This window comes from Sporolactobacillus sp. STSJ-5 (assembly GCF_024385605.1).
In the GTDB taxonomy this organism is placed as follows: domain Bacteria; phylum Bacillota; class Bacilli; order Bacillales; family Sporolactobacillaceae; genus Sporolactobacillus.
The window spans coordinates 23,461-46,133 of the sequence record NZ_JANFOJ010000017.1; the positions used below are offsets into that span (position 1 = coordinate 23,461).

Annotated in this window: 25 protein-coding genes; 6 read left to right on the plus strand and 19 right to left on the minus strand. The window is 45.1% G+C overall.

What is annotated here, in order from left to right:
* Positions 1-13 precede the first annotated feature (13 nt).
* From NOM01_RS13795 to NOM01_RS13805, 3 genes are read right to left on the minus strand one after another with little or no spacing between them, the layout of a single operon-like run.
* Positions 14-964 carry a sulfonate ABC transporter substrate-binding protein gene (locus tag NOM01_RS13795; protein ID WP_255749080.1) on the minus strand — a complete coding sequence of 317 codons (951 nt, stop codon included), beginning with the start codon at positions 962-964 and terminating at the stop codon, positions 14-16.
* Positions 957-2,531, minus strand: coding sequence for an AMP-binding protein (locus NOM01_RS13800; RefSeq protein ID WP_255749081.1), 1,575 nt, complete (start codon positions 2,529-2,531; stop codon positions 957-959). The genes NOM01_RS13795 and NOM01_RS13800 overlap by 8 nt, the downstream gene beginning before the upstream one ends.
* Before the next feature lie 23 nt (positions 2,532-2,554).
* Positions 2,555-3,733, minus strand: a complete 1,179-nt coding sequence (locus NOM01_RS13805) for an acyltransferase (RefSeq protein WP_255749082.1) — start codon at positions 3,731-3,733, stop codon at positions 2,555-2,557.
* A 196-nt stretch (positions 3,734-3,929) separates the two neighbouring features.
* On the opposite strand from NOM01_RS13805, the gene NOM01_RS13810 reads away from it, so the two are divergent.
* Both NOM01_RS13810 and NOM01_RS13815 read left to right on the plus strand, forming a co-directional pair.
* Positions 3,930-4,928, plus strand: a complete 999-nt coding sequence (locus NOM01_RS13810; protein ID WP_255749083.1) for a D-2-hydroxyacid dehydrogenase — start codon at positions 3,930-3,932, stop codon at positions 4,926-4,928.
* Positions 4,929-5,144: 216 nt separating this feature from the next.
* Complete coding sequence (locus NOM01_RS13815; RefSeq protein WP_255749084.1) at positions 5,145-5,438, plus strand: hypothetical protein; 294 nt, start codon at positions 5,145-5,147, stop codon at positions 5,436-5,438.
* A 128-nt stretch (positions 5,439-5,566) separates the two neighbouring features.
* On the opposite strand, the gene NOM01_RS13820 is transcribed toward NOM01_RS13815, so the two are convergent.
* Genes NOM01_RS13820 through NOM01_RS13830 form a run of 3 tightly spaced genes read right to left on the minus strand, consistent with a single transcriptional unit; the run spans position 5,567 to position 7,889 of the window.
* Positions 5,567-6,187 (minus strand): TetR/AcrR family transcriptional regulator, encoded by a 621-nt coding sequence (locus tag NOM01_RS13820; RefSeq protein ID WP_255749085.1) that lies wholly within the window; start codon positions 6,185-6,187, stop codon positions 5,567-5,569.
* The gene (locus NOM01_RS13825) at positions 6,187-6,993 is read right to left on the minus strand and encodes an ABC transporter permease subunit (RefSeq protein ID WP_255749086.1); all 807 of its coding nucleotides are present in this window, start codon (positions 6,991-6,993) and stop codon (positions 6,187-6,189) included. Before NOM01_RS13825 ends, NOM01_RS13820 begins: the two co-directional genes overlap by 1 nt.
* Positions 6,990-7,889, minus strand: a complete 900-nt coding sequence (locus NOM01_RS13830; protein WP_255749087.1) for an ABC transporter ATP-binding protein — start codon at positions 7,887-7,889, stop codon at positions 6,990-6,992. Before NOM01_RS13830 ends, NOM01_RS13825 begins: the two co-directional genes overlap by 4 nt.
* A 209-nt stretch (positions 7,890-8,098) precedes the next feature.
* On the opposite strand from NOM01_RS13830, the gene tlp reads away from it, so the two are divergent.
* Together tlp and NOM01_RS13840 are read left to right on the plus strand one after the other, a co-directional pair.
* Positions 8,099-8,326 carry a small acid-soluble spore protein Tlp gene (tlp, locus tag NOM01_RS13835; protein ID WP_255749088.1) on the plus strand — a complete coding sequence of 76 codons (228 nt, stop codon included), beginning with the start codon at positions 8,099-8,101 and terminating at the stop codon, positions 8,324-8,326.
* Positions 8,327-8,508: 182 nt separating this feature from the next.
* On the plus strand, positions 8,509-9,063 hold the full coding sequence (locus NOM01_RS13840) for a C40 family peptidase (RefSeq protein ID WP_255749089.1): 555 nt from the start codon (positions 8,509-8,511) through the stop codon (positions 9,061-9,063).
* On the opposite strand, the gene NOM01_RS13845 is transcribed toward NOM01_RS13840, so the two are convergent.
* Positions 9,060-9,557, minus strand: coding sequence for a GNAT family N-acetyltransferase (locus NOM01_RS13845; protein ID WP_255749090.1), 498 nt, complete (start codon positions 9,555-9,557; stop codon positions 9,060-9,062). The genes NOM01_RS13840 and NOM01_RS13845 overlap by 4 nt on opposite strands.
* A 70-nt stretch (positions 9,558-9,627) precedes the next feature.
* Here NOM01_RS13845 and NOM01_RS13850 point away from each other — a divergent pair, with 70 nt between their 5' ends.
* Positions 9,628-10,074: an NUDIX domain-containing protein gene (locus tag NOM01_RS13850; protein WP_255749091.1), complete on the plus strand. Its 447-nt coding sequence runs from the start codon at positions 9,628-9,630 to the stop codon at positions 10,072-10,074.
* On the opposite strand, the gene NOM01_RS13855 is transcribed toward NOM01_RS13850, so the two are convergent.
* From NOM01_RS13855 to NOM01_RS13870, 4 genes are all read right to left on the minus strand, one after another.
* Positions 10,057-10,545 (minus strand): NUDIX hydrolase, encoded by a 489-nt coding sequence (locus NOM01_RS13855; RefSeq protein WP_255749092.1) that lies wholly within the window; start codon positions 10,543-10,545, stop codon positions 10,057-10,059. The genes NOM01_RS13850 and NOM01_RS13855 overlap by 18 nt on opposite strands.
* A 303-nt stretch (positions 10,546-10,848) precedes the next feature.
* Complete coding sequence (locus NOM01_RS13860) at positions 10,849-11,157, minus strand: zinc ribbon domain-containing protein (RefSeq protein WP_255749093.1); 309 nt, start codon at positions 11,155-11,157, stop codon at positions 10,849-10,851.
* Between the two features lie 116 nt (positions 11,158-11,273).
* Positions 11,274-11,564: a nuclease-related domain-containing protein gene (locus NOM01_RS13865; RefSeq protein WP_255749094.1), complete on the minus strand. Its 291-nt coding sequence runs from the start codon at positions 11,562-11,564 to the stop codon at positions 11,274-11,276.
* Positions 11,565-11,628: 64 nt separating this feature from the next.
* On the minus strand, positions 11,629-12,537 hold the full coding sequence (locus NOM01_RS13870) for a phosphotransferase (RefSeq protein WP_255749095.1): 909 nt from the start codon (positions 12,535-12,537) through the stop codon (positions 11,629-11,631).
* A 109-nt stretch (positions 12,538-12,646) separates the two neighbouring features.
* On the opposite strand from NOM01_RS13870, the gene NOM01_RS13875 reads away from it, so the two are divergent.
* Positions 12,647-13,855 (plus strand): EAL and HDOD domain-containing protein, encoded by a 1,209-nt coding sequence (locus tag NOM01_RS13875; RefSeq protein ID WP_255749096.1) that lies wholly within the window; start codon positions 12,647-12,649, stop codon positions 13,853-13,855.
* A 7-nt stretch (positions 13,856-13,862) separates the two neighbouring features.
* On the opposite strand, the gene NOM01_RS13880 is transcribed toward NOM01_RS13875, so the two are convergent.
* The 8 genes from NOM01_RS13880 to larA all read right to left on the minus strand — a co-directional run bounded on the left by NOM01_RS13880 (position 13,863) and on the right by larA (position 22,638).
* Positions 13,863-15,044, minus strand: a complete 1,182-nt coding sequence (locus NOM01_RS13880; RefSeq protein WP_255749097.1) for an MFS transporter — start codon at positions 15,042-15,044, stop codon at positions 13,863-13,865.
* A gap of 504 nt (positions 15,045-15,548) precedes the next feature.
* Entirely contained in the window at positions 15,549-16,301 is a 753-nt protein-coding gene (budC, locus tag NOM01_RS13885; RefSeq protein WP_255749098.1) for a meso-2,3-butanediol dehydrogenase, read from the minus strand.
* Between the two features lie 309 nt (positions 16,302-16,610).
* Positions 16,611-17,642, minus strand: a complete 1,032-nt coding sequence (locus NOM01_RS13890) for a HoxN/HupN/NixA family nickel/cobalt transporter (RefSeq protein WP_255749099.1) — start codon at positions 17,640-17,642, stop codon at positions 16,611-16,613.
* Between the two features lie 66 nt (positions 17,643-17,708).
* Complete coding sequence (gene larE / locus NOM01_RS13895) at positions 17,709-18,542, minus strand: ATP-dependent sacrificial sulfur transferase LarE (RefSeq protein ID WP_255749100.1); 834 nt, start codon at positions 18,540-18,542, stop codon at positions 17,709-17,711.
* 49 nt (positions 18,543-18,591) lie between these two features.
* Entirely contained in the window at positions 18,592-19,305 is a 714-nt protein-coding gene (gene larD, locus NOM01_RS13900) for a D/L-lactic acid transporter LarD (protein WP_255749101.1), read from the minus strand.
* 19 nt (positions 19,306-19,324) lie between these two features.
* Positions 19,325-20,566: a nickel pincer cofactor biosynthesis protein LarC gene (gene larC / locus NOM01_RS13905; protein WP_255749102.1), complete on the minus strand. Its 1,242-nt coding sequence runs from the start codon at positions 20,564-20,566 to the stop codon at positions 19,325-19,327.
* A 29-nt stretch (positions 20,567-20,595) separates the two neighbouring features.
* Entirely contained in the window at positions 20,596-21,330 is a 735-nt protein-coding gene (gene larB / locus NOM01_RS13910) for a nickel pincer cofactor biosynthesis protein LarB (RefSeq protein ID WP_255749103.1), read from the minus strand.
* Positions 21,331-21,363: 33 nt separating this feature from the next.
* The gene (larA, locus tag NOM01_RS13915; protein ID WP_255749104.1) at positions 21,364-22,638 is read right to left on the minus strand and encodes a nickel-dependent lactate racemase; all 1,275 of its coding nucleotides are present in this window, start codon (positions 22,636-22,638) and stop codon (positions 21,364-21,366) included.
* Positions 22,639-22,673 lie beyond the last annotated feature (35 nt).

The window sequence follows — 22,673 nt, forward strand, 5'->3', positions numbered from 1 at the left end:
GATTTATGCCTCCTTAATTGCTCAGCAACGCATCACGTACATTGATTTTCTTCGGAATGATTTTTAATTGATAGAATTGATCCGCAATCGATTGTTGTTCATCGAGAATAGTGCTATTCATTTTGTCAATGCCATAGGTGCGGCGATTGACAGACATTGCTACAATGTCCTTATCCATTTTGAGGGCGTCTGCCAGCTTTGCAATCAATTCCGTATGGTGGCTATTTGCCCAATCCATGGCTTCTGATACTTGACTCATAACTGTTTTGGTGACCTTTGTATGACTTTTTGCAAAGCTGCGTTTCGCCAAGAAGAAGTCGCGATCAGTCGTAATCCCCTTGCCGTTGACAAGCATTTTTGCATTGCCGGTAATCTGTGCTGCCGCTGTGAATGGATCCCAAACTGCCCAAGCATCAACATTGCCCTTCTCAAACGCGATACGTGCATCTGCAGGCTGCAAGTACACAGGCTGCACATCATTCAATGTTAAGCCTGCTTTTTTTAATGCTTTGACTACAAGATAATGAGAGCTGGATCCCTTTGAAAAAGCAATCTTCTTCCCTTTTAAATCGGCAAGCGATGTAATTGAGCTGTTTTTCTTAACAACAATGCCGCTGCCGACATTTTTGGATTTTCCCACGCCGACGTAGACGATGTCCGTACCTGATGCTTGTGCGACGACCGGCGGCGTATTTCCTGTTCGACCATAGTCAATGCTTCCGGCCCGCAGCGCTTCAAGCAATGCCGAACCCGCTTGGAACTCTTTCCACTCCACTTTATATCCTTGTTTCTTTAGTGCTTTGGCTAGATTTCCCCTGATCTGAGCAATGTTAAATTCATCGCCTTTTTGGTATCCGATGCGAATGACTTTGTTTCCGGTGTCCGATGATGATGTTCCGCACCCGGAGACAAGAAAACCGATAATGAGTATAAGTGACAGAGCGAGCAGCTTTGATTTACGCATGATTATTAATACTCCCTATTTCAAGATTTTGAACGAGCAAATGATGCTTTAACAGGCTTCTTTGAACTTTCCCTGTTGGTCCGGTGGGTATTTCGGGCAAGAATTCTATGGTTTCCGGCCATTTGTGTGCGGATAAGGATCGCTTGCATTGCTCCCAAACAGCCCGTATAAGTTCCTGCCGATCAGTCTGGACTTTCTCTTCAGCGACAATATAAGCGGCAACTCGTTCTCCGTACTTTGGATCATCCAACCCAATAACGGCAGCTTGTTTTATCCCGGAAACCGTTCGGATGACCTGTTCCACTTCATAAGGGCTGATTTTCTCGCCTCCGCGATTAATTAATTCCTTTTTCCTTCCTGATATGAAGACATAGCCGTCTTCATCAACCCAGCCAACATCACCGGTGTGAAACCAGCCGTCTTGGAAAGCGTCCTTTCCTGCGCCGTCTTCATAGCATCTGATCACATTGTCGCCGCGTATCGTAAGCTCTCCCACTTTCCCGCACGCCAGTTCCTGATCCTGATCATCAACAACTTTCAATTCCAAGCCGTACGGAATGCCGACCGATGCAGGTTTACGTTTCATAGGCGGCAGCGGGTTAACACAAATCTGACTTGCTGCCTCAGTCATACCGTAGGATTGGATCAGCGGAATGCCAAAGACATCATCAAATTGTTTTGCCAGCTGCGGTGCAAGCGGAGCTGACGCGGATCGGATCATACGCAAAGAATCAGGAATGACCGTCGGTTTCGGAATCTTAAGCAAAATCGAGATGATCGCCGGCACCGCCGATACCCATGTCACCTTGTCTTGGATGACAACATTCCAAAACTTAGACGCGCTGAACTTTGGCGCCATTATGATCTGCCCTCCTGAAAGAAGTGTAGACAAAACGGTGACAACCTGAGCATTGATATGAAAAAGCGGAAGTATGTTATAAGCACGATCGGATGCGCTCAGTCGGTGCGAGGCGATAATATGCCGCGCTGCCGCATACACTTGCCGGTGTGTCAGGCCGACTGCCTTCGGTGCCCCGGTCGTTCCTGATGTATAGAGAAGAATGGCTGTTGCATCTTCAGGAGGCTCGACCGAAGTACATGATTCAAACGCGGCCTCCGCATTCCATACCCTTATCCATTGGTGATTATTTCTGAAGTAATAGGACAGATCCGACAAATCCCCATGATAAATGCAGAGCGAATTCAAAGAATAAGCCATCGTGTCATCGAATAAAACGGCAGCATGCCGATCGTGAACGAACCCGTGAACCGGTCGGCACCTCTGTATGAATCGTTTAAATTCCGTATCCGTCATTTCCGGATTTATGGTTGCAACAACTGCTCCGTAATCAATAATTGCAAGGAAGAAACAAAGAAATGAATAGGAGTTTGGCAGTCCGAGAACGACCCTGTCCCCTTTTTCAATCCCCGCATGCACCATAATTGCTTGAATTCTTTTGATTTCGGATTGAAGTTCGCCTGCCGAATACCAATGATTGCCTTCATTTATCATAGATCTGTCACTTGGCTTCATATGCTCATGCAATTCGCGTGTTAATTGTGACATAGACGTTATCTCCTTTAATTCGTTTATTTTGTTTCTTCAGGCAAAGCTGCAGGCTTTGACCGCTTCAGGCTCGGCCATTTTGAACGACGACCAATGCAATAGGACAGAATCGGTGTTTTATAAAAAGCATAGGCAATAAGCATAGATGCTGCGTAAACAAAAAGAATGGCAAGCGGCAGAGACAAGTAAAAAGCAAGTGAACCGACTTTTAAATAGGGTACAAAATAAGTACTGACCAAATAGAGCGGAAAAGGCTGCGCCAGATACATACCGAACGACGTCATTGATGCGGTCTGAACGAATCGATTAAACACCGGCCCGCTCCCTGTTTCCCTGCGCTTCGCCCAGTACCTTCCGATAAAAATCAACAAAGCGATGATCAGAATAGTGTAGGGCAGATATACAGGCTGATGCACAGACTGAGCAGCACGATCGCTTTCATGTAAGATGACGCGGTTTAAATAATAATGCAGGCACATACCCATCCAGCTGACGGCAAGGATACCGATCAGCAATTTGATATGCCGATCAATAAATGTGCAAATCTCGTTATAGTGACACGCTGCCAAGCCGCCGAGTACAAAATAACATTGGTAGGTGACGACGAACACGCCGTAATGAGACAATAAGTACGGCCAGCTAGATGTATCCAGATGAGGCAGCACAAATTTGATAAAAACCGTTGTGATCAATTGCACATACACACTCCATAGGAACACATGCAAATGCCACTTTTTAAACTTTTGCAGCCCGCGAAGCATAAATGGGAACACAAGATAGAATTGAAACGTAACGAGAACGTAGTAAATATAAAATTGATCCCCATGGATGAACGCAAGCCACAAATCATTCAGGAATTGAAATAGAGGCTCTCGTGTATGCATTAAATAATCATTCTGAAACAAGAGATAGATAATGTTCCAAAACAAATAGGGAATGCCAATGAGCAAAAAGCGTTTCTTCCAAAAATCTGCAATCCGCAAATCACGGTTGGCGTAAACGATAAACAAAATAAATCCCGTAATAAACATGAATGCCATACGTGTGACATGCATTGAGGAATGAATCGCCGACATCGTCACAGAGCTCATTGTCCATCCTTTCAGCTGACTGTCAAAGATACTCATTGTATGGACGGAGAGAACACCAAACATAATGATCGCTCTCATCAAATCAATTTCATATAAATGTTTTCTTTTCAATAAAACAACTCCTTGCTCGTAACAATTTTCAGACATAGATTATCATCGAATCCTTAACAATTTCTTAATTGCACATTGCGACTTTATTACATAACAGCGTTTACGCTTTATATCGAAACCGTTTACATATTTTGAACACTTCGATACACTTGTTGTGAACAGATTCACATGTTTAGATTTAAGGAGGATAAAAATAGTGAAACTATTGATGTACGGCGTACAAGATCACGAAAAGAAGATCATCGCAGACTGGGCTGAATCACATAAAGTTGACATAGTGACCACACCGGACTTCCTCTCCGAACAGACCGTTGCACGTGCAAAAAGCTTTGACGGCATCTGCATTCAACAGCCGATTGCGCTTGGCGGACCGAAGCTGTACGCACAGCTGAAGGACTATGGAATCAGGCAGATCGCGACACGCACGGCAGGCTATGACATGATTGACTTGGCCGAAGCGGAAAATAACGGCTTAATCGTCACAAATGTTCCTGCCTACTCGCCTTATGCCGTAGCAGAGCTTGCAGTCACTCAGGCCATGCAGCTCGTTCGCCACATTCCACAATTTCAGAAGCGCATCTCTAATCAAGATTTTCGCTGGTCCGGTCTGCTTTCTAAAGAAATCCGCTCATTAACCGTCGGCATCGTGGGAACCGGCCGCATCGGAGCCACGGCCGCCGAGCTTTTCAAAGGACTCGGGGCAAAGGTTATCGGCTTCGACCAATACCCAAACGATCGCGTCAAATCAATTCTCGACTATCGCCCATCGCTGGAGGCTGTACTGAAAGAAGCAGACATTGTATCCCTGCATACGCCTCTCTTTGATTCAACACGGCATATGATCAACAAAAATACATTAAAACTGATGAAAAAGAGTGCTTTTCTTATCAACATCGCACGCGGAGGGCTCATCAACACAGAGGATCTTATTGATGCACTCGAAACCGGAGAAATTGCCGGGGCTGCGCTTGACACATTTGAGAACGAAACCGTGATTAACAAAAATCTAAGCGGACAACCGCTTGATGATCCGCTTCTCGCTAAGTTGATCGCTATGGATCAAGTCCTGTTGACACCACATGTTGGTTTCTTTACGGAAACAGCCATTCAAAATATCGATGAAGGCGCGCTTGATTGTGTTGTTGAAGTTCTGGAAACCGGCACAAGCAGAAACCGTGTGCAACAGCCGGAATAAGCGTAGAAAATAAACCATAAACAGATTAGAAAACTTGGCTGCGCCTCTGACAAAGGCAAAGGCTTAGTTGCATTTACACTAAATTCCTCTAAATCTTTATACTTTCTTATTTGTGTAAAAAAAGGAGATCATTTAGCGAACGAATGATCTCCTTTTTATAGTGTACCTTTGATTTGATGGCTGTTATACTTATGAAAAAGAAAGGAGATGATCATGATGGCAAGCGAGTTGCAAATGGTGATGCAAGCCATTAAAGAGCTTGGAAACAACATCAGCACGCTCGATGAACGGATGGGCAAGTTTGAACAGAGAATGGATCAGCTTGACACACGAATAAATCACATGGAGAATGACATGCGCTCCGGATTTGCTGCATTGAAACAAGAGATTAAAGACAAGCACTTTGATGTACTGGACCGCATTGATCTTCTGCGTGAAGATGCCTTAAACACATCATTAGACGTTCAGCGCATCAAACGATTAGAAAACTTGGCTTTGCCAAGCCTCTAGCAAGGCGAAGTCATAGTTGCACTTATACTATTTTCCTTAAAATTTATATACTTTTTTATAGTAAAAATTAAAAAAGCGGGACTTTAACCGCGCACGCGCGATCATACTCCCGCTCCCTTTTCTTCACTTCACAGTTCTTCATTACTTCTGATCAAACCACGCAGGGTTATTTCGATCATTGCAATCACCCTGTCGATGAACGGCATGAGATCGTCAATATTCGAATTCGGGTGTTTCTTTAGATAAGTCATCGTCCGATTACTGTAATCATTAAAAATACAGAGCAGTACCTCTTTTAAAAGATTCGGGTCTACATCGTCCTTCAAGTCGAGTTTTTCAATCGTATCCCCAACGAAATCCGGAGTCATTGCATTCAATTCATTATATAGACTAATCATTTTTTTCGTCAGTTTTTCCGGAGGTCGAGTAAATGCATTCATGATAAACTGGAAAATATCTGGATATTTTTTATAAATACTGATTTCCATGGCACATATTCTCCGCATATCTGCAAGCATATCAGACGATAAATTCCAGTTCTCATAGTCAAGCTCTTTCATTGTAAACCGTATGGCATAATCCACACTTTCTTCAAAGAGTTTCTCTTTAGAATCAAAATAGTGAAAGATCAGCCCTTTTGAGACGCCCGATAATTTTGCGATCTGATTGGTCGATGCCCGGTCAAATCCCTTTACCGCAAATTCATGAATCGCAGCGTTCAAAATAGCCTTTTCTTTCGTTTCATCCATTACACTTTCAAATCCTTCCTCTTATATGTCCAAAGCGCAAGCAGACAAGAAACCACGATCACAATCAGGTCGGTCACAATGTATTTCCATTCAATCCCATTCTTAAAAACAGTGCTCGGAAGCGCCGTGTCAACCGGCGAGAAGAAAACCAGTGCCTGAAAATCATCATTCATCTTACCCACAACACCAAGTATAAAGGTAAGAAAAACAATACCAAGAGATAATGAAGTCGCCGATTTATTTGTGGACAGGAACGCCGATAATAGGAAACCGAACGCAAGAAAAGTAAGGCCCATTACCCATCCGGAAAAAGCTAATTGTGCAAAGCTCTTAAACAGCCCAGCAACGGATGCTCCCGACTCCTTGAAGAGGATGCATCCCAAAAAAGCAATGACCATTGATACTGCCCAGTATAATGTATATAGCAAACTGTTGGCGAGCATTTTCGATCCAACGATGGAAAGACGCGTAATCGGCTGAGCATAGAGATAGCCGATTGTTCCCTCCGCCTCTTCTCTGGCAAGTGCATTGGTTCCGAGCATCGCTGCGAAAATACCGGTGGCAATGATCACATACTGGTATTCATAACCAAAGTAGCCTTTGATCGTCGCCAGAGCCGCCATATCCGATAAATTGAATGCCTTCAGCATATCTTTCGGCATTGACTTCAAGTCCATCTGCTGCAGACCCATGTCCTTCATTGCGGGAAATAACGACACCAAACCAAGCGTCAGCAATCCGACAACAACAATCCAAATCAAAAGTGTTTTTATGTGTGTCCTGCATTCAAGCTTGAATAAGGTCATAATCGTTCACCCTCCTGACGTTCATACATAGACATGAACTGTTCTTCCAAATCACGATTCGCAACAGTAACATCTTCAAGATCTACTGAAAGATTCGACAAGGTTGAGAACAGCTGCGGCAAGCCGCCTTCATAGAGAAAACGCGCTTCATGTTCCTCTTTTTTCGTGCAGGTCGCACCAATAGCCTTCATTTCATCGAGCGGCAGCTTGCTTCCTTTCAAGACAACAATCTTCATCTTTTTATTGACTTGAGACAGATCTTCAACACCGATCAACTGGCCGCTGCGAATAAACGCGACCTTTGAACAATAATCCTCAACTTCTTTCAGGTTGTGACTTGAGAGGAAGATGGTCGCCCCCTGTTCCTGCTTTTCTTTGAGCACTCGGAACAGCCGAGCATGCATCAGCGGGTCAAGTCCGTTCGTTGGTTCATCCATGATAATTAACTCCGGATGATGAATGAGTGCGCAGACTAATGCAACCTTTTTCTTATTTCCTAAAGACAGATCACCGAACTTCTTCTTGCGATCAATCTGAAACAGTTCACAATAGCGATCAATCTCCGCCTGATCGCCTTTCATTTGATGAAAATCAAGCGTATAGCGAATCAGATCCTGAACGCGCAGCTGCGGATAAAAACGGACATCGCTTGGCACATAGCCAATTCTTTTCTTGACCTCCAGATCATGCTGCGGAACATTTTTTCCGAGAAGTGATATCTCCCCGCCGCTTCGTTTAATAAAATTCAACATCATATTCATTGTTGTCGATTTGCCTGCTCCATTCGGTCCGATGAATCCGAAAAATTCACCTTGCTCAACAGAAAAGGACAGATCATTCACAGCAACAAACTTGCCAAAACGTTTACTGATGTGGCTCAATTCAATAACCGGCATCTCAGTGAACCTCCTTTTGATCACGCTTTGACCACTAGGTCAATGACACTATAGCATGCATTGACCTAGTGGTCAACACTCTTGTTCACGTTTTTTCCGGCTAAAAATGATGACAATTTTTTGCTCAGTCTAGGAGTGATGGCCAAGTTTGGTATGTATAGACATCCTCATCAATCACATAATAATTGACGAAAAAGGGGGGAGAAACAATGGCAAAACCAGATGATCGTTCTGACAATTGGGAGAAAATCGGCCACAACATCGGTAACACGCAGCAAAACATTGACGAAACCAATGACTATTTAAAAGCGCACGGCGATGAAATGAACGAGGATGAAAAACGTCAGCTGCATGAAAAAAACAAGCGACGCAAGGACAGCGTAGAAGGACTGCGCGATGAACTGAAAGATGAAACCGCCTTTAGCAAGACTCATTAATTATTAAATACCGATCGGCAACGCCGGTCGGTATTTTTCATGCCCTCCTGAGAACAGGTGCCCAGTATGACTCTGTTTGGATATTAGCCTTAAGTCTTAGAGGAATATATGGCTGAGGCTTATTCCTGAAGATCCGTCGTCAAGTTAAAGTATAGGTACATTGATCGAAAGGATTGCCCGTCATGTATGCTTATATCTTACTTACTCATTCAAAAACACTGCCCGCAAAACTCGTCCGGCTTTGGACCGGTGATACCTATTCACACGTGGCCATTTCTCTTGATTCACCTATGACCGCTTACAGCTTCGGTAGGAAAAGCAGGCTGAACTTTCTTAACGGAGGATTTATTGAGGAACAGTTCGCTGATATGGATCAAGCAACGCAAATCAGCGTTCTGCGTCTTCCAATGACTCAGAATGCCTATTATCGAGCTCGTATTCTGCTCGCCTACTTTCAAGATTACGGTGACTCCTATCATTATAATTTTAAGGGAATTATCGGCATCATGCTTCACCGCAGAATAAGCGGAATAAATGCCTATTTTTGCTCTCAATTTGTTTCAACACTGCTCGAGAAAAGCGGCGCATACCGCTTCAGCAAGCCCGCCTATTTTATCAAACCGTCTGATTTTCTCGTTCTGAACGAAGCGGAAACCCTTTATTCCGGAACGCTTGGCGGCTACTTGTCACCTGCAGCTGATTCCGGCCGTTTAGCACCGGCCGCTCAATGGGCTTAGATATACTTTACCATCAGATACTCGTCTACAAATCCGCTGTCTTCCTTCATTGCGTCATAATCTTCGCCGTAGATCTTAAATCCGAATTTTTTGTAGGCGCGAATCGCAGGCTCATTGTTCGTGACGACAAATAAATAAATTTTGGTAACACCGTCTTTTATCACATCACCAATCATAAATTCGATGATTTTTCTGGAAAGGCCCTGACCTCGGTATTCTGGCGATACATAGACGCTGGTGAGTGTTGCACGGTGCGCCATTTTCGGCAGCGTTTCCCGATGCAGTGATGCAATCGCGATCAGTCGTTCCTCATCGAAACCGCCAACAGTCAAGACATCGGGGTCAGACAGATGTTTACGAATTTGATCCATTGTCCGATTTTGTTCCGTATTCAAGTCCGATGCGTATGCCTCCGGATTATTTGTCAATGCTTCGAGCCTCAATGCGCGATACTGCTCCGCATCTTCGGCGGTTAATGGTTTAAAAAAGACCATAGCAAGCCCTCCACAACATATTCTCTATGCTATTATGAACTTATTCTCGATTTTTAATGAGGTGGAGACTGTGCGCATTTTCGGAACCGTGAAAAACGGAGTGAACTATATACTGAGAAAAGGCGCCTATGCTGTAATTTTTGAAGGCGACCGCACAGCGTTGATCCGCGCTAACGGCAACCAATATTTTCTTCCCGGCGGAGGAATTGAGTCTGGTGAGACAGATGAACAGTGCCTGAAGCGCGAGCTGCTTGAAGAAACAGGCTGCACCATCGATGAGATTCACTATTTTGGCCATGCGCAACGTTATTTTCTGTCAACGCTTCCCGTTGTTCAGCCCATGGTCAGTGACGGTTATTTTTATACCGCACGGCTTGGTCAGCAAGTACAGCAGCCGACTGAATCCGACAACTTCTTAGAATGGATTGATGTCTCGAAATGTGGTCAGTTGTTATTCCACGAACATCAGGCATGGGCGGTTCAAGAAGCTTGGGCGCAGTCACAGCACAGGCCATGATTCGTAAATGGTTGCCTGATCGGGACGTGACTGATTGCGTAACCAATCGACCGCTTTCAGCACAAGCGGAGATGAATTATTGATGTTCAGCGCGTCAATGCTGATCCAGTGCGCGCCGGCCGAATCCTGTCCGTCAAATTCAGCAGGACGCTCAAACGATCCGCTGATCTGCGTCACTAGATAGAAAACCGCGACATGATGGACATGAGTGAACTGCTTCCAGTTCCACGGCAAAAAGAAGTCAAAGGTGCCAATTTGAAAGCAGTCGGAAACCGCCATGCCGGTTTCCTCATTAAATTCTCTGTGCAGTGTTTCGATCAATGATTCGCCAGGTTCCTGGCTGCCGCCAGGCAAATCGTAGCGATGAATATACGGGCCGCCGGTTTTGTCGATAATAATGATTTTGTTGTTGTGTTCGGCAATACCGTAGCAACCGAATGCTGTATGGTAGTTTTTTTCTTGGTTGGGCATGTGCTCAAGCCTCCTTGTTTGTGTTTATCGACCACTATTCAGATTTTATCAGTCACCTTGACGAATTTATCGACCGCTATCCAGATTTTATCAGTCACTTTGACGAATTTATCGATCACTTTTAACTTTTTATCGACCGGTTTGATTTTTCGGCAAATACGTCCTCTGATAAATAGTAAATCCTAGACTTTTTTTCACCCTCGTAACGAAGTGCTGTTCGATGAAGCAAGCGTCTCGCGGTTAAATTGGGCCTTAGCATGAGAAAATCGCGGCATTGGTTGTTTGTAATTGCCGGCCCGTGAATTAGATAATAGTCGCGTCATGCAAGTAAATGCGCGGTTCGAGAGAGGTATGCTCGCAATGTGGACAAATCCAGCTCTGTTTCAGCTTCTCCATTGGCATTGCACCGCACTCGGGACAGCGCACACCTTTTATGATTGCTTCGGGGTTGATCAATGATCGAAAGGGTTTGATAATCAGTGGCTTATGGGCCGCAAGCAGTGCATCTGAAATGTTGTCCAAATCCCTCACAGACAAATGTGCTTTGCTGAATTGCTTACTGAAACGTGAAAGCTCTGCTCTGAGATTTGCCCGCCGAACTACCTGGCTCATTTTTTCGCGGCTCCTCAATCCTTTAAATTGCAGCTGAGCGTTTGAAGCGATCACCACACGATTAATAATCGGCAGTGACCAGTCGTGTTCATTCAACCACTGTTGCAGCGAATCAGTTAAATACTCGGCCTGTGTAATGGGATCAGCGCAAAACGATCACAAAGAACAAGAAAATCAATTTGGAAAACGTGGACATAGTCTGACAAACGGAGGTTGTGGAAAATACGAAATTCTTTGTCGGGGAGATAGCTGAGCGGATCGTCCATAGATTGCTCACCATGCCAACCGGCGAACGCCCTTTTATAGAGCGACAGCACATGATCACGCGTACTGCCCGCTTTCATCCGCCGCGTCAGCGCTTCATACTGGAGCACGTGGTATGGGATTTGGATGGGTTTGTCGAACACTCGATCGCCTCACTTTCATGATAAGAAGTTCGACGGCTGGATTTCCAAATCCTTCTCTCGACGCTCAATCCTCTAGAATCAAATCCAGACTCTGCCTGCATCCCTCAACAATGTCCGCATTCTGCCGATCATAACCGTACATGAACAGTGAAACCGTTGTAAAAGCCGCCTTCCACCTAGCTAATGCTTTCGTCGCATCGCTCACTTCACCATAAACCGCAAAAAATTGCGAACGCGCACCATAAGGCAAAAAGCTGTACACAATCGATAAATCCACAGCAGGATCACCAATATGAACATCTCCCCAGTCAATCACACCGGTCACCCTGCCAAGCTGATTACTAATTAGATTCCGAATATGCAGGTCGCCATGCACCAGACACCGTTGCTCAGCCAGAGGAATCGGATCCGTTTTTTCGACGTATTGCCGTAGCTTACCAACTCGATGATACAGATTCTGCATCGCTAACTGATCCACACGTTGGAGCAGCGCCATTTTGCGTTTCCCAATGTCCAGCCGTCCGAGCTCATCATCGGGAACACCTAGTGCAGCAGCCTGTTCTGCCGGAAAATGATGCAGAGCTCGCAAAAATTGAGCCAAGTCTGCTGCCGAACGCGCACGTTCTTCATGGGTCAGGATAACCGGCAAATACCCGCGAACCTTCTCATAACCAAGAAACGGCCATGAAAACTCAGCGTCCGGATTGCCAAAAAAAAGCGGTTTAGAAATCTGCAGCGGTAAATGATCTGCCAGTTTTGGCAAGATTCCACTCTCCGCACGCAGCAGTCCAACCGCTATCTGCCGGCGAGGAAATCGAAATACATACCGTTCATTGACAAGATAAACAGTATTGTCGTAGCCTTCGCCTAGCGCAGAAACCTTTGCTGGCGCGAGCTCAGGAAACTGCCGTTCGATCAATGTTCGCGCTAATTTTTCTGAAACCACCTGCTCCGGATCCCATATATTTCCCAACATCGTCTCCTCCTTTCGTCATACATGTCATTGTCTTTTCCCATTTTTCAAGCTAATATAAATACAAAGAACTGCACCCTTGCGCTGTTTGAATGTGAGATGAGTATTGATGGATGTCTATGTTGCCAGGCAACCGATTTTTGATCGGAAAATAAATCTGTACGGCTATGAACTGCTTTATCGAAAAAGCATGAATAATTATTTCGAAGGAACCGATGATAATCAAGCCACAGCAGCATTGCTGTCAAACTCCATATTGGTCATGAATTTCGACCAGCTCATCGATGGAACGAAAGGGTTCATCAATTTCTCGGAAAATTTTCTCACCAATGACTTTCCAAAATTACTGTCTCCAAATAAAATCATTGTGGAGATTCTAGAAAATGTTCCCCTGACCCAGGAGGTTATCGATGCCTGCAAAGGGTTAAAGAAAGCCGGCTACACACTGGCTTTGGATGACTTTACCTTCGATCCGAAAATAATGCGGTCTCCGCTGATGACACTGGTCGATATGATCAAGATTGAATTCAATCGGAATCCGCTGCATCAGCAAATTCGCCTGATCAAGAAATACGGACAGCAGAAGCTTTTTTTAGCTGAAAAAATAGAGACGGAAAAAGAATATACCTTGGCGCTTCGCATGGGCTACCATCTCTTTCAAGGTTACTTTTTCAGCAAGCCGGCGATGATTAACGGAACCGACATTCCTTCGTTCAATTATCATGTGCTGCACATCATTAAAGAATTAAAAAAAGAGGACGTCAATTTAAGAGCTCTCTCCAAACACTTTCAGCATGATCTTGGACTCACCTATAAAATCATGCGGATTGCGAATACTCTCCATTACGGTGCGATGATTCCTGTCCGCTCCATTCAGAATGCCCTCACACGGATCGGTGTAAAGGATTTATCAAAATGGATGCATCTTTTTCTTCTTCAAGAGCTTCAAAACCTGCCTAACGCTGAGTTAATCAAAGCTTGCATTATTCGTGGGCGCATGCTGGAAAAGCTGGCGACACTCCTGAATGCACAGGACGAGGAGGACAACTACTGCCTTGTTGGACTTTTTTCCTCAATTGATGCACTTACGAATCAAAAGATGGAAGATATTCTCGCTACGCTCCCTTTTCCCGCCGAAGTAAAAGAAGCACTGATGGGACAAGACAATAACTTCAGAACCCATCTTAATGGTGTTCTCTTACTCGAACAGGCAGATTGGGCTGCACTTAACGACTACTTAGAGCAATTTGCGATTTCAAAACATGCCTATATGGCAGCCTATATTGACGCGATCAAGTGGCAGCAATATCTTCCTTAATCCATCGTTATTGATTTTGCCTGTTCTTCGCTAGGTGCGGAAGTCCCAGCAACAAAGATGCTGCCAAACTGCCCATTACTCCAAAGCTCAGGGTAAAGCCCAACTTCTCAATCATCCATCCTGTCAGTGGAAAGAGAAGAATCATCGTCACGCTGAACAGCATGCTGGAAACGCTCAGCAGGGTCGCACGGCTGGACGATGGGATCAATTCATTAAAATAGTTGCTGAAAATCGGCTGGCTGACTGCAACCAGCGCGTTCATCACGATGAAGCAGACGATCAGCATCACCAGCTGATTCACATAAGACAAGATGAGCAGCACGCACAATAGAATGGAAAAATACTTGATCAGTCGGACTTGACCGACTTTTTTTTCTATTTTGGGTGAGATTTTCGCTCCGATAATTTGAAACACAGCCGAAACGACCATCAGCAGACTGATTTGAATTCCTTTGAACCCGCGCCCATCCACGAATGATTGAAAATAAAAGTAGTACGTTGCGGCAATACCTTGAAATAGAGCAAAGAAGAACATGAGGAAGCGCAGTTGAGCGTTTTCTTTTAAAAAAGCAGCGGCGTTCTTCAAAATGGCGAAATATCCGGTAATCTTTTCTTCTTTCCGTTCCGATTTCACGGGTTCAACCATCATCATGACGGTCAGAATCGCCAGCAATGAAATCCCGATCTGGATCCAGTACACACCTTCAAAGTAAACATTGACGAACCAGCCTGCGACAAAAATGCCCAAGGTGTCCGTAAATTCATAGATTGCGTTGACATTTGCCGATACTTTGATGTACTTCTTTTCCTGTTTCAGATTGCGCAGCGACTCGTAGATCAGAGCCTCATTCGTACCGGAGTTAAGGTTATAAGACCATGCAGAAATAATAAACCCGACAGCAAACCACAGAAAATCATGAGAAAAAATCAAGATAAAGCTGCTCACAATTGAACAGACGCGGCCCAAAATCAAAACCGCTCGATAACTCAAGCGATCGGCAAGTGCCCCGCTCGGCACCTCAAATATAAAGCTGCTTACGTGAAAAATGCTTTCAAGCAGCCCCACTTCGACCAGCGACATCCCGCGATGCGTCAGATAGAGTACCCAAAGCGCCGCCACACCAAAAAAAGAACAGAAATAATAAATGTAATTATAGCGCACATTTGCGCCAATACCTCTTCTCCACATCACAATACATCACAGCCGTCCCAGAAAGAATAGTAATAAAATCAACTTGATTATCGTATCAAAAAAAGACCTCTTGAGGAAGAGAATCCTTTTATTTGTCTTTTATGCCGACAGTCTGGTCGTCTCGCGGTCGAATCACGTGTTTGCAAAAGCCAGACGTATTACGGGTAACGATCAAGATACTTTTTATAAAGTAAGAAAGACCGGGCATATGTGATTGATTTGTGTCTTTATGGTGCTGAATTCATCGCTTCGGTTGCTCGCATCAACTGAGCGCGACCGCGGGTGCACCGCGCTTTCGTGTCTGTTTTTCCTACTTTTTATTAATCCGTAAAATCTTATACTTTCTTTTCTTGAAAAAAGACCTGAAAATCTTGGTTCATCAAGATTTTCAGGTCCTTGAAGGCGTATTTAGAGGTTTGAAAGTAACCATTCATATTCTTCTTCAGTCTATTAAAATTTCTCTAATTCTAGCAACCTAATGAATCATTACCTGCGAATCATTTATTGCTGCGGCTGTCCGGATTGGATACTCAGTCCGCCGTCTACCGGCAGATTGACACCATCAATCGGATCAGATTCGTCCGAAGCAAGAAAATACATGACCTTCGCAATTTGCTCCGGTTTAGCTAAACGTCCCAGTGGAATTGCGTCCCTGAACTGCTGTTGAACCTCCTCTGGATTCTGAAGAAACATAGGTGTTTCCGTTGCACCCGGATTCACATTATTGACCCGGATATTGTATTTCGCAAAGTCCAGAGCTAAGGAACGAACCAGATTGACCACAGCACCTTTAGCAGCATTATAGGCAGCCATTCCAAAATCACCGCAGAGTCCTGAGATCGAAGCAGTATTTACGATTGTTCCGCCTTTATTGTCAATCAAAAGTGGAACAAAATATTTAGACATGAGAAAAACAGATTTAACGTCAACATTCAGCACTGCATCCCACGTTTTACTGTCCGTATCCGTAACACTGCCCATTCTCGCAATCCCGGCATTATTTATTAACGAATCGATTGTTGCAAACTTAGCTTTAATCTGATTTGCCAGACTTGAAACAGCATTTTCATCAACAACATTGACCGCGTACGTGTAAACTTCAACCTTTGTTTTCTGCCGCAATTCCGAAGCTGCCTTTGCCAAGCCTTCTTCATTTAAATCGACCATCAAAACATCCCAGTTGCGTTCAGCAAACAGTTTTGCCGCTGCTAGTCCCATACCCGATGATGCACCAGTGATTACAACACGTTTCATATTCAGATCTCCCCTTCATAAGTCGCTTCGACCGAATTGTAATGCTTCATTCGCAGTCTCTGGTAAAAATGGGCTGCGTTTTTACCAGGGTAGCTCCTATTGTAAACCGCTTACATGTCCATTATTGGCTTCTTATCACTTTTTTGCAATAGAGACTAATAAAATTTGGAAAAGTGTTCGGTTATATTAGAGAAACGTAATGATCATCTACCACTCTTCACTATAAAAATGCCTTGTATCCCCTTCCTTAAGCATAGGAATTCCAAGGGTTCATTAAGGAAGTTTGCTTTTTAATAATGGTGCAATCAATTAGAGATAATTTTGGTTCCAGCGCTGATCGATACGGAAAAATTTCCAGATAATATACGAAAGCCCCCATATCGTGACAAAAAGAACGCTTAATCCATAGCCGACCCAATTTAAATTAATCTGCTGCACCCAGTTCCAAAAGCCGCCTTGCAGCTGGAACGCCTTACCCGCAACCTGACTCAGTTCTATGGCACCGATCATTAATGCCGCAGCAACCGAAATGGCCGTAACCGTAATATTGTAATAAATTTTTCGAACAGGCGTATCGAGCGCCCAGCGGTACGCACGTGTCATCATGACCGAATCAGTTGTGTCCATAACATTCATGCCTGCTGCGAAAAGAATCGGCAGAGCAAGTATGGCAGCAGCAGACATATGCGCTCGTGCGGACTCTGCGGAAAGTGCAAGCAGGCTGATTTCTGTCGCGGTATCAAACCCTAAACCAAACAAGAAGCCCAGCGGAAACACGTGCCAGCTCTTGTTGATAAACGCAAAAAGCGGTGCGCACACGCGGGACAGAAAGCCTCGGGACTGCAGCAGCTGTTCGAACTTTTCCTGATCGAAAGCACTCTTTTTTAATTGAATAAACATTTTCTGCAAATCAATTAAAACAAATAGGTTAATGATTGCAATTGCGATCAAAAATCCACCGGAGACCGTGGCGCCTATAACACCGCCGACACGTTCGAATTGCGGCAGATGATTCTGCACCCAACTCACGGACAAGGCTAAAACCAAGGCCATGAGCAGAACTACGGATGAATGGCCGAGTGAGAAATAAAAGCCGACACCCATCGGGTTCTCCTTTTGCTGCGTCAGTTTCCGCACAATGTTGTCAATAGCTGCGATATGATCCGCGTCAAAGGCATGACGAAGACCGAGTGTATAGGCGACAAGTCCAAGCCCGAGCATGACCGGATTATTTTCTGCCACAAGAAAAAGCAGACCAATACCAACAACATGCAGAATGATTGAACCTAAATAATAGGGCAGACACTTTTTCAACACGTTAATTCTTCCTTTCGTTCTCATCGTTAAAAAAAACGGCATCCATTTTCGAGATTCGAAAATTTCAGCCGCTCATTGATGTCCCTATACTTAAGAAACAAAGGCCTTGCGTTCTTCTGCTGAAAGGGTTTCGTTCATCCGTCCGCTGCGGAAGCCGCTCAAATCAAGTGTCACATAACGGAAGCCAAAATCCATGAGCGTCTGACTGACCTTATCATTCAATTCAATGAAGTCGTTTAAACGTTCTGCCGGAACCTCAACACGGGCAATCTCACCATGATAGCGGACGCGGACAACAGGGAAACCGAGATCGCGAATGTATTTTTCCGCCTTCATGACTTGATCGATTTTTTCCAACGTGAGTGTTGTTCCGTAAGGGAAGCGGGAAGATACTGAGCATGAAGAAACCTTGTTCCAGTTGTTCAGGCCAATTACTTTTGCCAAAGCACGAACATCGGTTTTATAGAAACCTGCTTCCTGCAGAACGCTTCGTGCGCCTGCCTCTGTCCGGGCGCGCAGACCTGGGCGGAAGTCGCTTTCGTCATCCTTGATCATGCCGTCCAGTACAAACTCGAAGCCCTCAGCCGCCGCGATCTCGTTCATTCGCGCATAGAAGCCTTTCTTCGCATAGTACCAGCTGTCCGGCGTATTGTGTTTGATATGTTCTTCAGACAGATAGTTGAGTTCAGTTTTCTTAACAACAGCGCCCAGATCTTTTGCCAAGGAGACGGCTTTGTCAAATTCCTCATTCGTAAAAAGTTCGGAGTTGGCAACAACGGCAAGTACATTGTCTTTGCCCAGCGTATCCAGCGCCATTTTCAGAACGAGTGTACTGTCAATACCTCCGGAAAAAGCAACAACCACACGATTCATCTTTTTCAATTGATCAACTAGAGCCTGTTTTTTTTCAGTTAACGTACTCATCAGTATTTACCTTCCTTTTTTATAGTTATTTTTATTAATGACAGCCTGGTTATAGTCCGAGGAATCCTCTGGCGAAAAGTGCGGCACAAGCAGCGCCTAAGAATGGTGCGATGCCCGGAACGATAATGCCGTATTGCCAATCGTTGCTCGCTTTGCCGCCCGGAATCGGCAGAATCGCATGGGCAATACGTGGACCCATATCACGCGCGAGGTTCATCGCGAATCCCGTCGGACCCCCCATACCCATACCGATTGCCCACACAAGAAGGCCAACACCAATCGGCACAATGCCTGGTGTTTTAATCGAAGCGATGGCTAAGATTCCGGTAATAAAGATAAACGTATCAATAAATTCGACGAAAAAGTTGCGCGGCAAATGACGCACATTTGGGTTTGTTGAAAAGATGTTACGAATTTTGACCCGATCGACGTCTTTGGATGCATTGAATTGATCATAGTAAGCGATAAAGACAACAATGGAACCGAAGATACCGCCGAGTACTTCTGCGATGCTTAATGGAATGACACTCGTCCATGGAATATTGCCAAGGACGGCCTGAGCGACAACCATCGCTGGGTTAATACACACATCTCCGAAGATAAACAACGAGATGGTAATACCAAAACCCCAAGTTGTAATAGCAAAAATGTGACCGGAATTCTGATATTTTGATGTATTGAGCACCTCACAGCAGTGGACGCCAACACCAAAAACAATCATTAATGCTGTCCCTAAGAATTCAGCAACGAGTTGATGAATCACAGTATTCCCTCCAAATAATCTAATTCTGATTCAATGAATCCAGCAGCTGCCGTCGAACCTCCTGCTCAACCGCAGCTAGAGAAACACCATATGAGCGTGCAGCCTGAGCACAATCGTCATACTCAGCAGTCTGCTTAACGACACCGTCACGGCTGGCAACCTTCACACGAATTGTTCCATACTTTGTTTCTACCTTTTTAAAGCTGCGCTTCATGATTGACCGCTGCATTAATTGATAGCGAACACCAAGGGTGCAGGTGTGTTTCAGCAGCAAGTCAACAAATGTTTCGCGTTCTTCCGGCGCGCAAAGAACAGAGAGCTTGCATGCCGGTCGATTTTTCTTCATGTAAATCGGTGTAAAAAATACATCGAATGCGCCTGCTTCAAGCAACACATCCATTGCAAATCCTAGTGATTCTCCGCTTTGATCATCAAGATTTGCTTCGATCAGCAGCACCGTATCATGATCCGTATTCACCGTCTGCATGCTTTTCTTCGTTTCAAAGAGCAACGCGCGCAGCGCATTAAAGGAACCGGTGTCGCGCTTGCCGAACCCGTATCCGGTCTTGAGCAGAATTCCATCCTCCGGAATGGATCCGTAGTGACTGACGATCTCCTTGACAAGGCCCATACCGGTCGGCGTAATGAGTTCGGTCTGAACATCCGTGCGCTGTTTTATTGGGATATTGGTGCCGATACGCATCTGCATGACAGCGGGAACCGGTACCGGCATCTGCCCATGTGCAACTTGGATAAAACCGGACCCATCGCTTAGTGCGGACGCGCGCACATCATCGACGCCTAGTAAGTCCAGTGCGACAAAGCAGCCGACAATATCGACAATCGAATCCATAGCGCCGACCTCGTGAAAATGGACATCAGCCAGAGGCATCTGATGAACGGCCGCTTCTGCTTTGGCGATCTCAGTGAAAACGGCAATCGATTGCTTCTTGATCTTTTCAGATAAGCCGCTTGCATTGATAAGGGAGCAAATATCGCTCAAATGCCGAACATCATGATGATGATGGTGATCATGATGTTCAATAAATCCGTGATCCTTTTCATGATTTAGTACGACGTCAAAGCTTGTCCCGTAGATACTGTTTTTCGCAAGGCGCTCATTGTGCAGCTGATAATCACTGACATGCAATTGAGCGAGTTCCGATTGAAATCGGTCAAAGTCGACGCCAAGATCAAGCAGTGCGCCAATGAACATATCACCGCTGATTCCTGAAAAAGCATCTAAATAAAGAGTTCTCATCTTAATCCTCCATGCGGGCCAAAGCCATTTTACAAATGATTGATCATGCTGGCTGAGTAGGCAGCACCAAAACCATTGTCAATATTCACCACGGTGATCCCCGATGCACAGCTGTTGAGCATTGTAAGCAGCGCCGTCACACCTTTTAAGTTGGTGCCGTAGCCAACACTCGTCGGCACCGCAATCAAAGGCTTGTCAATCAAACCGCCGACAACACTGGCGAGCGCACCTTCCATACCGGCAATGACAATCACAACCTTTGCCGCGCGAATCACATCCAAACGGGCAAATAACCGATGAATACCGGCAACGCCGACATCATAAACCCGTTTCACGCTGTTTCCGTAAGCTTCAGCAGTAACCGCTGCCTCTTCGGCAACCGGAATATCGGAGGTCCCGGCGGTCACAATCGCAATATAGCTGCTGGTTTTCTTCACTTCGGCACGATTCACAAGCGCGCAGCGTGCTTCTTTGTAATAAACAGCATCCGGCTCAACCTTTTTTATTGCTTCAAATTTTTCCGAGGAAAGGCGCGTACATAAAATGTTCACCGTCTGCTTGCGCATGGTCTCAATGATGCCGATAATTTGCTCGGCTGTTTTACCTTCACCATAAATCACTTCCGGATAGCCGTTGCGCTGCTTTCTCGTCAGATCAACCTTTGCAAAACCGAGATCCGCAAAACCGCTGTCTTTTTCATGTGTCTTCGTTTGACTGGGCTCAGAAGCATCTTGGAGCGGCGTATGCAGTTCGTCATTTTCCATTTTCTGTCCACCTCTCCTCTTTTTCTGGAATTGTTATTGAACGATAACACCCAAGCCGTCAGGAATAACCGTTATTTTGGCATCCTTACCTTCACGCGTATAAGCCATTTCAAGTGCTTGATCAAGGGAAGTCGCAAGATCCATGTGCATACGGGTAATCAGTTCAGGATCGACCAAATCAGAAACCACAATGACATGATGATGAACCAGAATTCGAGCTAGGATCTGAGCTGTCCATTGATCCGGGACTGTTTTCAGCTTCGGTGTATTGATGGCGCGATCCAAGAATTCCTTTGGATCGGCAACATCCGCGATATTATGATAGAAGCCTTCGCCGCCGTGTCCGTCTCGGCAGCCGGCAACCATGATAATTGTGCCGCCTTCCTTATTCGTTGCTTCAGCAGCTGTCATCCCTTTTACTGCCTGATAGATGTTCTGATCCAGAGGATAGCCGCCATTCGTTGAGATTGCGATGTCACAGTCAATTTTTTTTACGCTAGACAGTCCGCGAAGAAACGCGCAGCCCTTTTTATGTGCCTCTTCCATATCTCCGGCAAAGGAACCAATGATTTTCTTGTCCTCATCGAGCACGACATTGACGATAAAAGCTAGATTTGCCGTACGTGCCGCATAAACCATATCCTCATGAATCGGATTGTGATTCAGGTTACCGGTACGTGCTTTATTGGAATCAATAAACGGGCCGGAATGATTGGCCATGATCGTTTTGTAGGAAGCAACACCTGGCAGTACGGATTTGCGACCACCGGAAAATCCGGCGAAGAAATGCGATTCAATAAATCCCTCCGAAAGTAACAAATCGGCTTCGGCGGCAATTCGGTTGATGATGCAGTCGCCTCCGGACGGCAGTTGGCCGATTTTGACCATCGACGCGTCGTCTGTCGATCTATGCATCACGATTTCTTCTTCATCGACAATCTTTTGTCCATATTTGTTAACAAGTTCTTCATGGGTGGATGGGCGATGAAATCCGGTTGCGACAAGAATACGAATGCGCGCATCCGGAGAAGCTTCACGTAACCGTTGTAAAAGGATCGGTGTAATAATGTGTGACGGGACCGGACGCGTGTGATCCGAGCTGATAATCACGATATTTTTCTTACCTTTTGCCAGTTCTTCCAAAGGCACTGAGCCGATTGGATGATCGAGTGAAGCCTCGACGATCTCGTTTTCCGACCGATCCGTGTGGTAAGTCGCTGCTTGAGATACTAATTTGCCCGCATAATTGTGGTCGGGCAGATTAGCCTCGATTGTTTTTTTGTCATAAGGTAGTTCAATGCTAACCATAAATGGACAGCCCTCTTTTCAGTTCTTTTACTTTG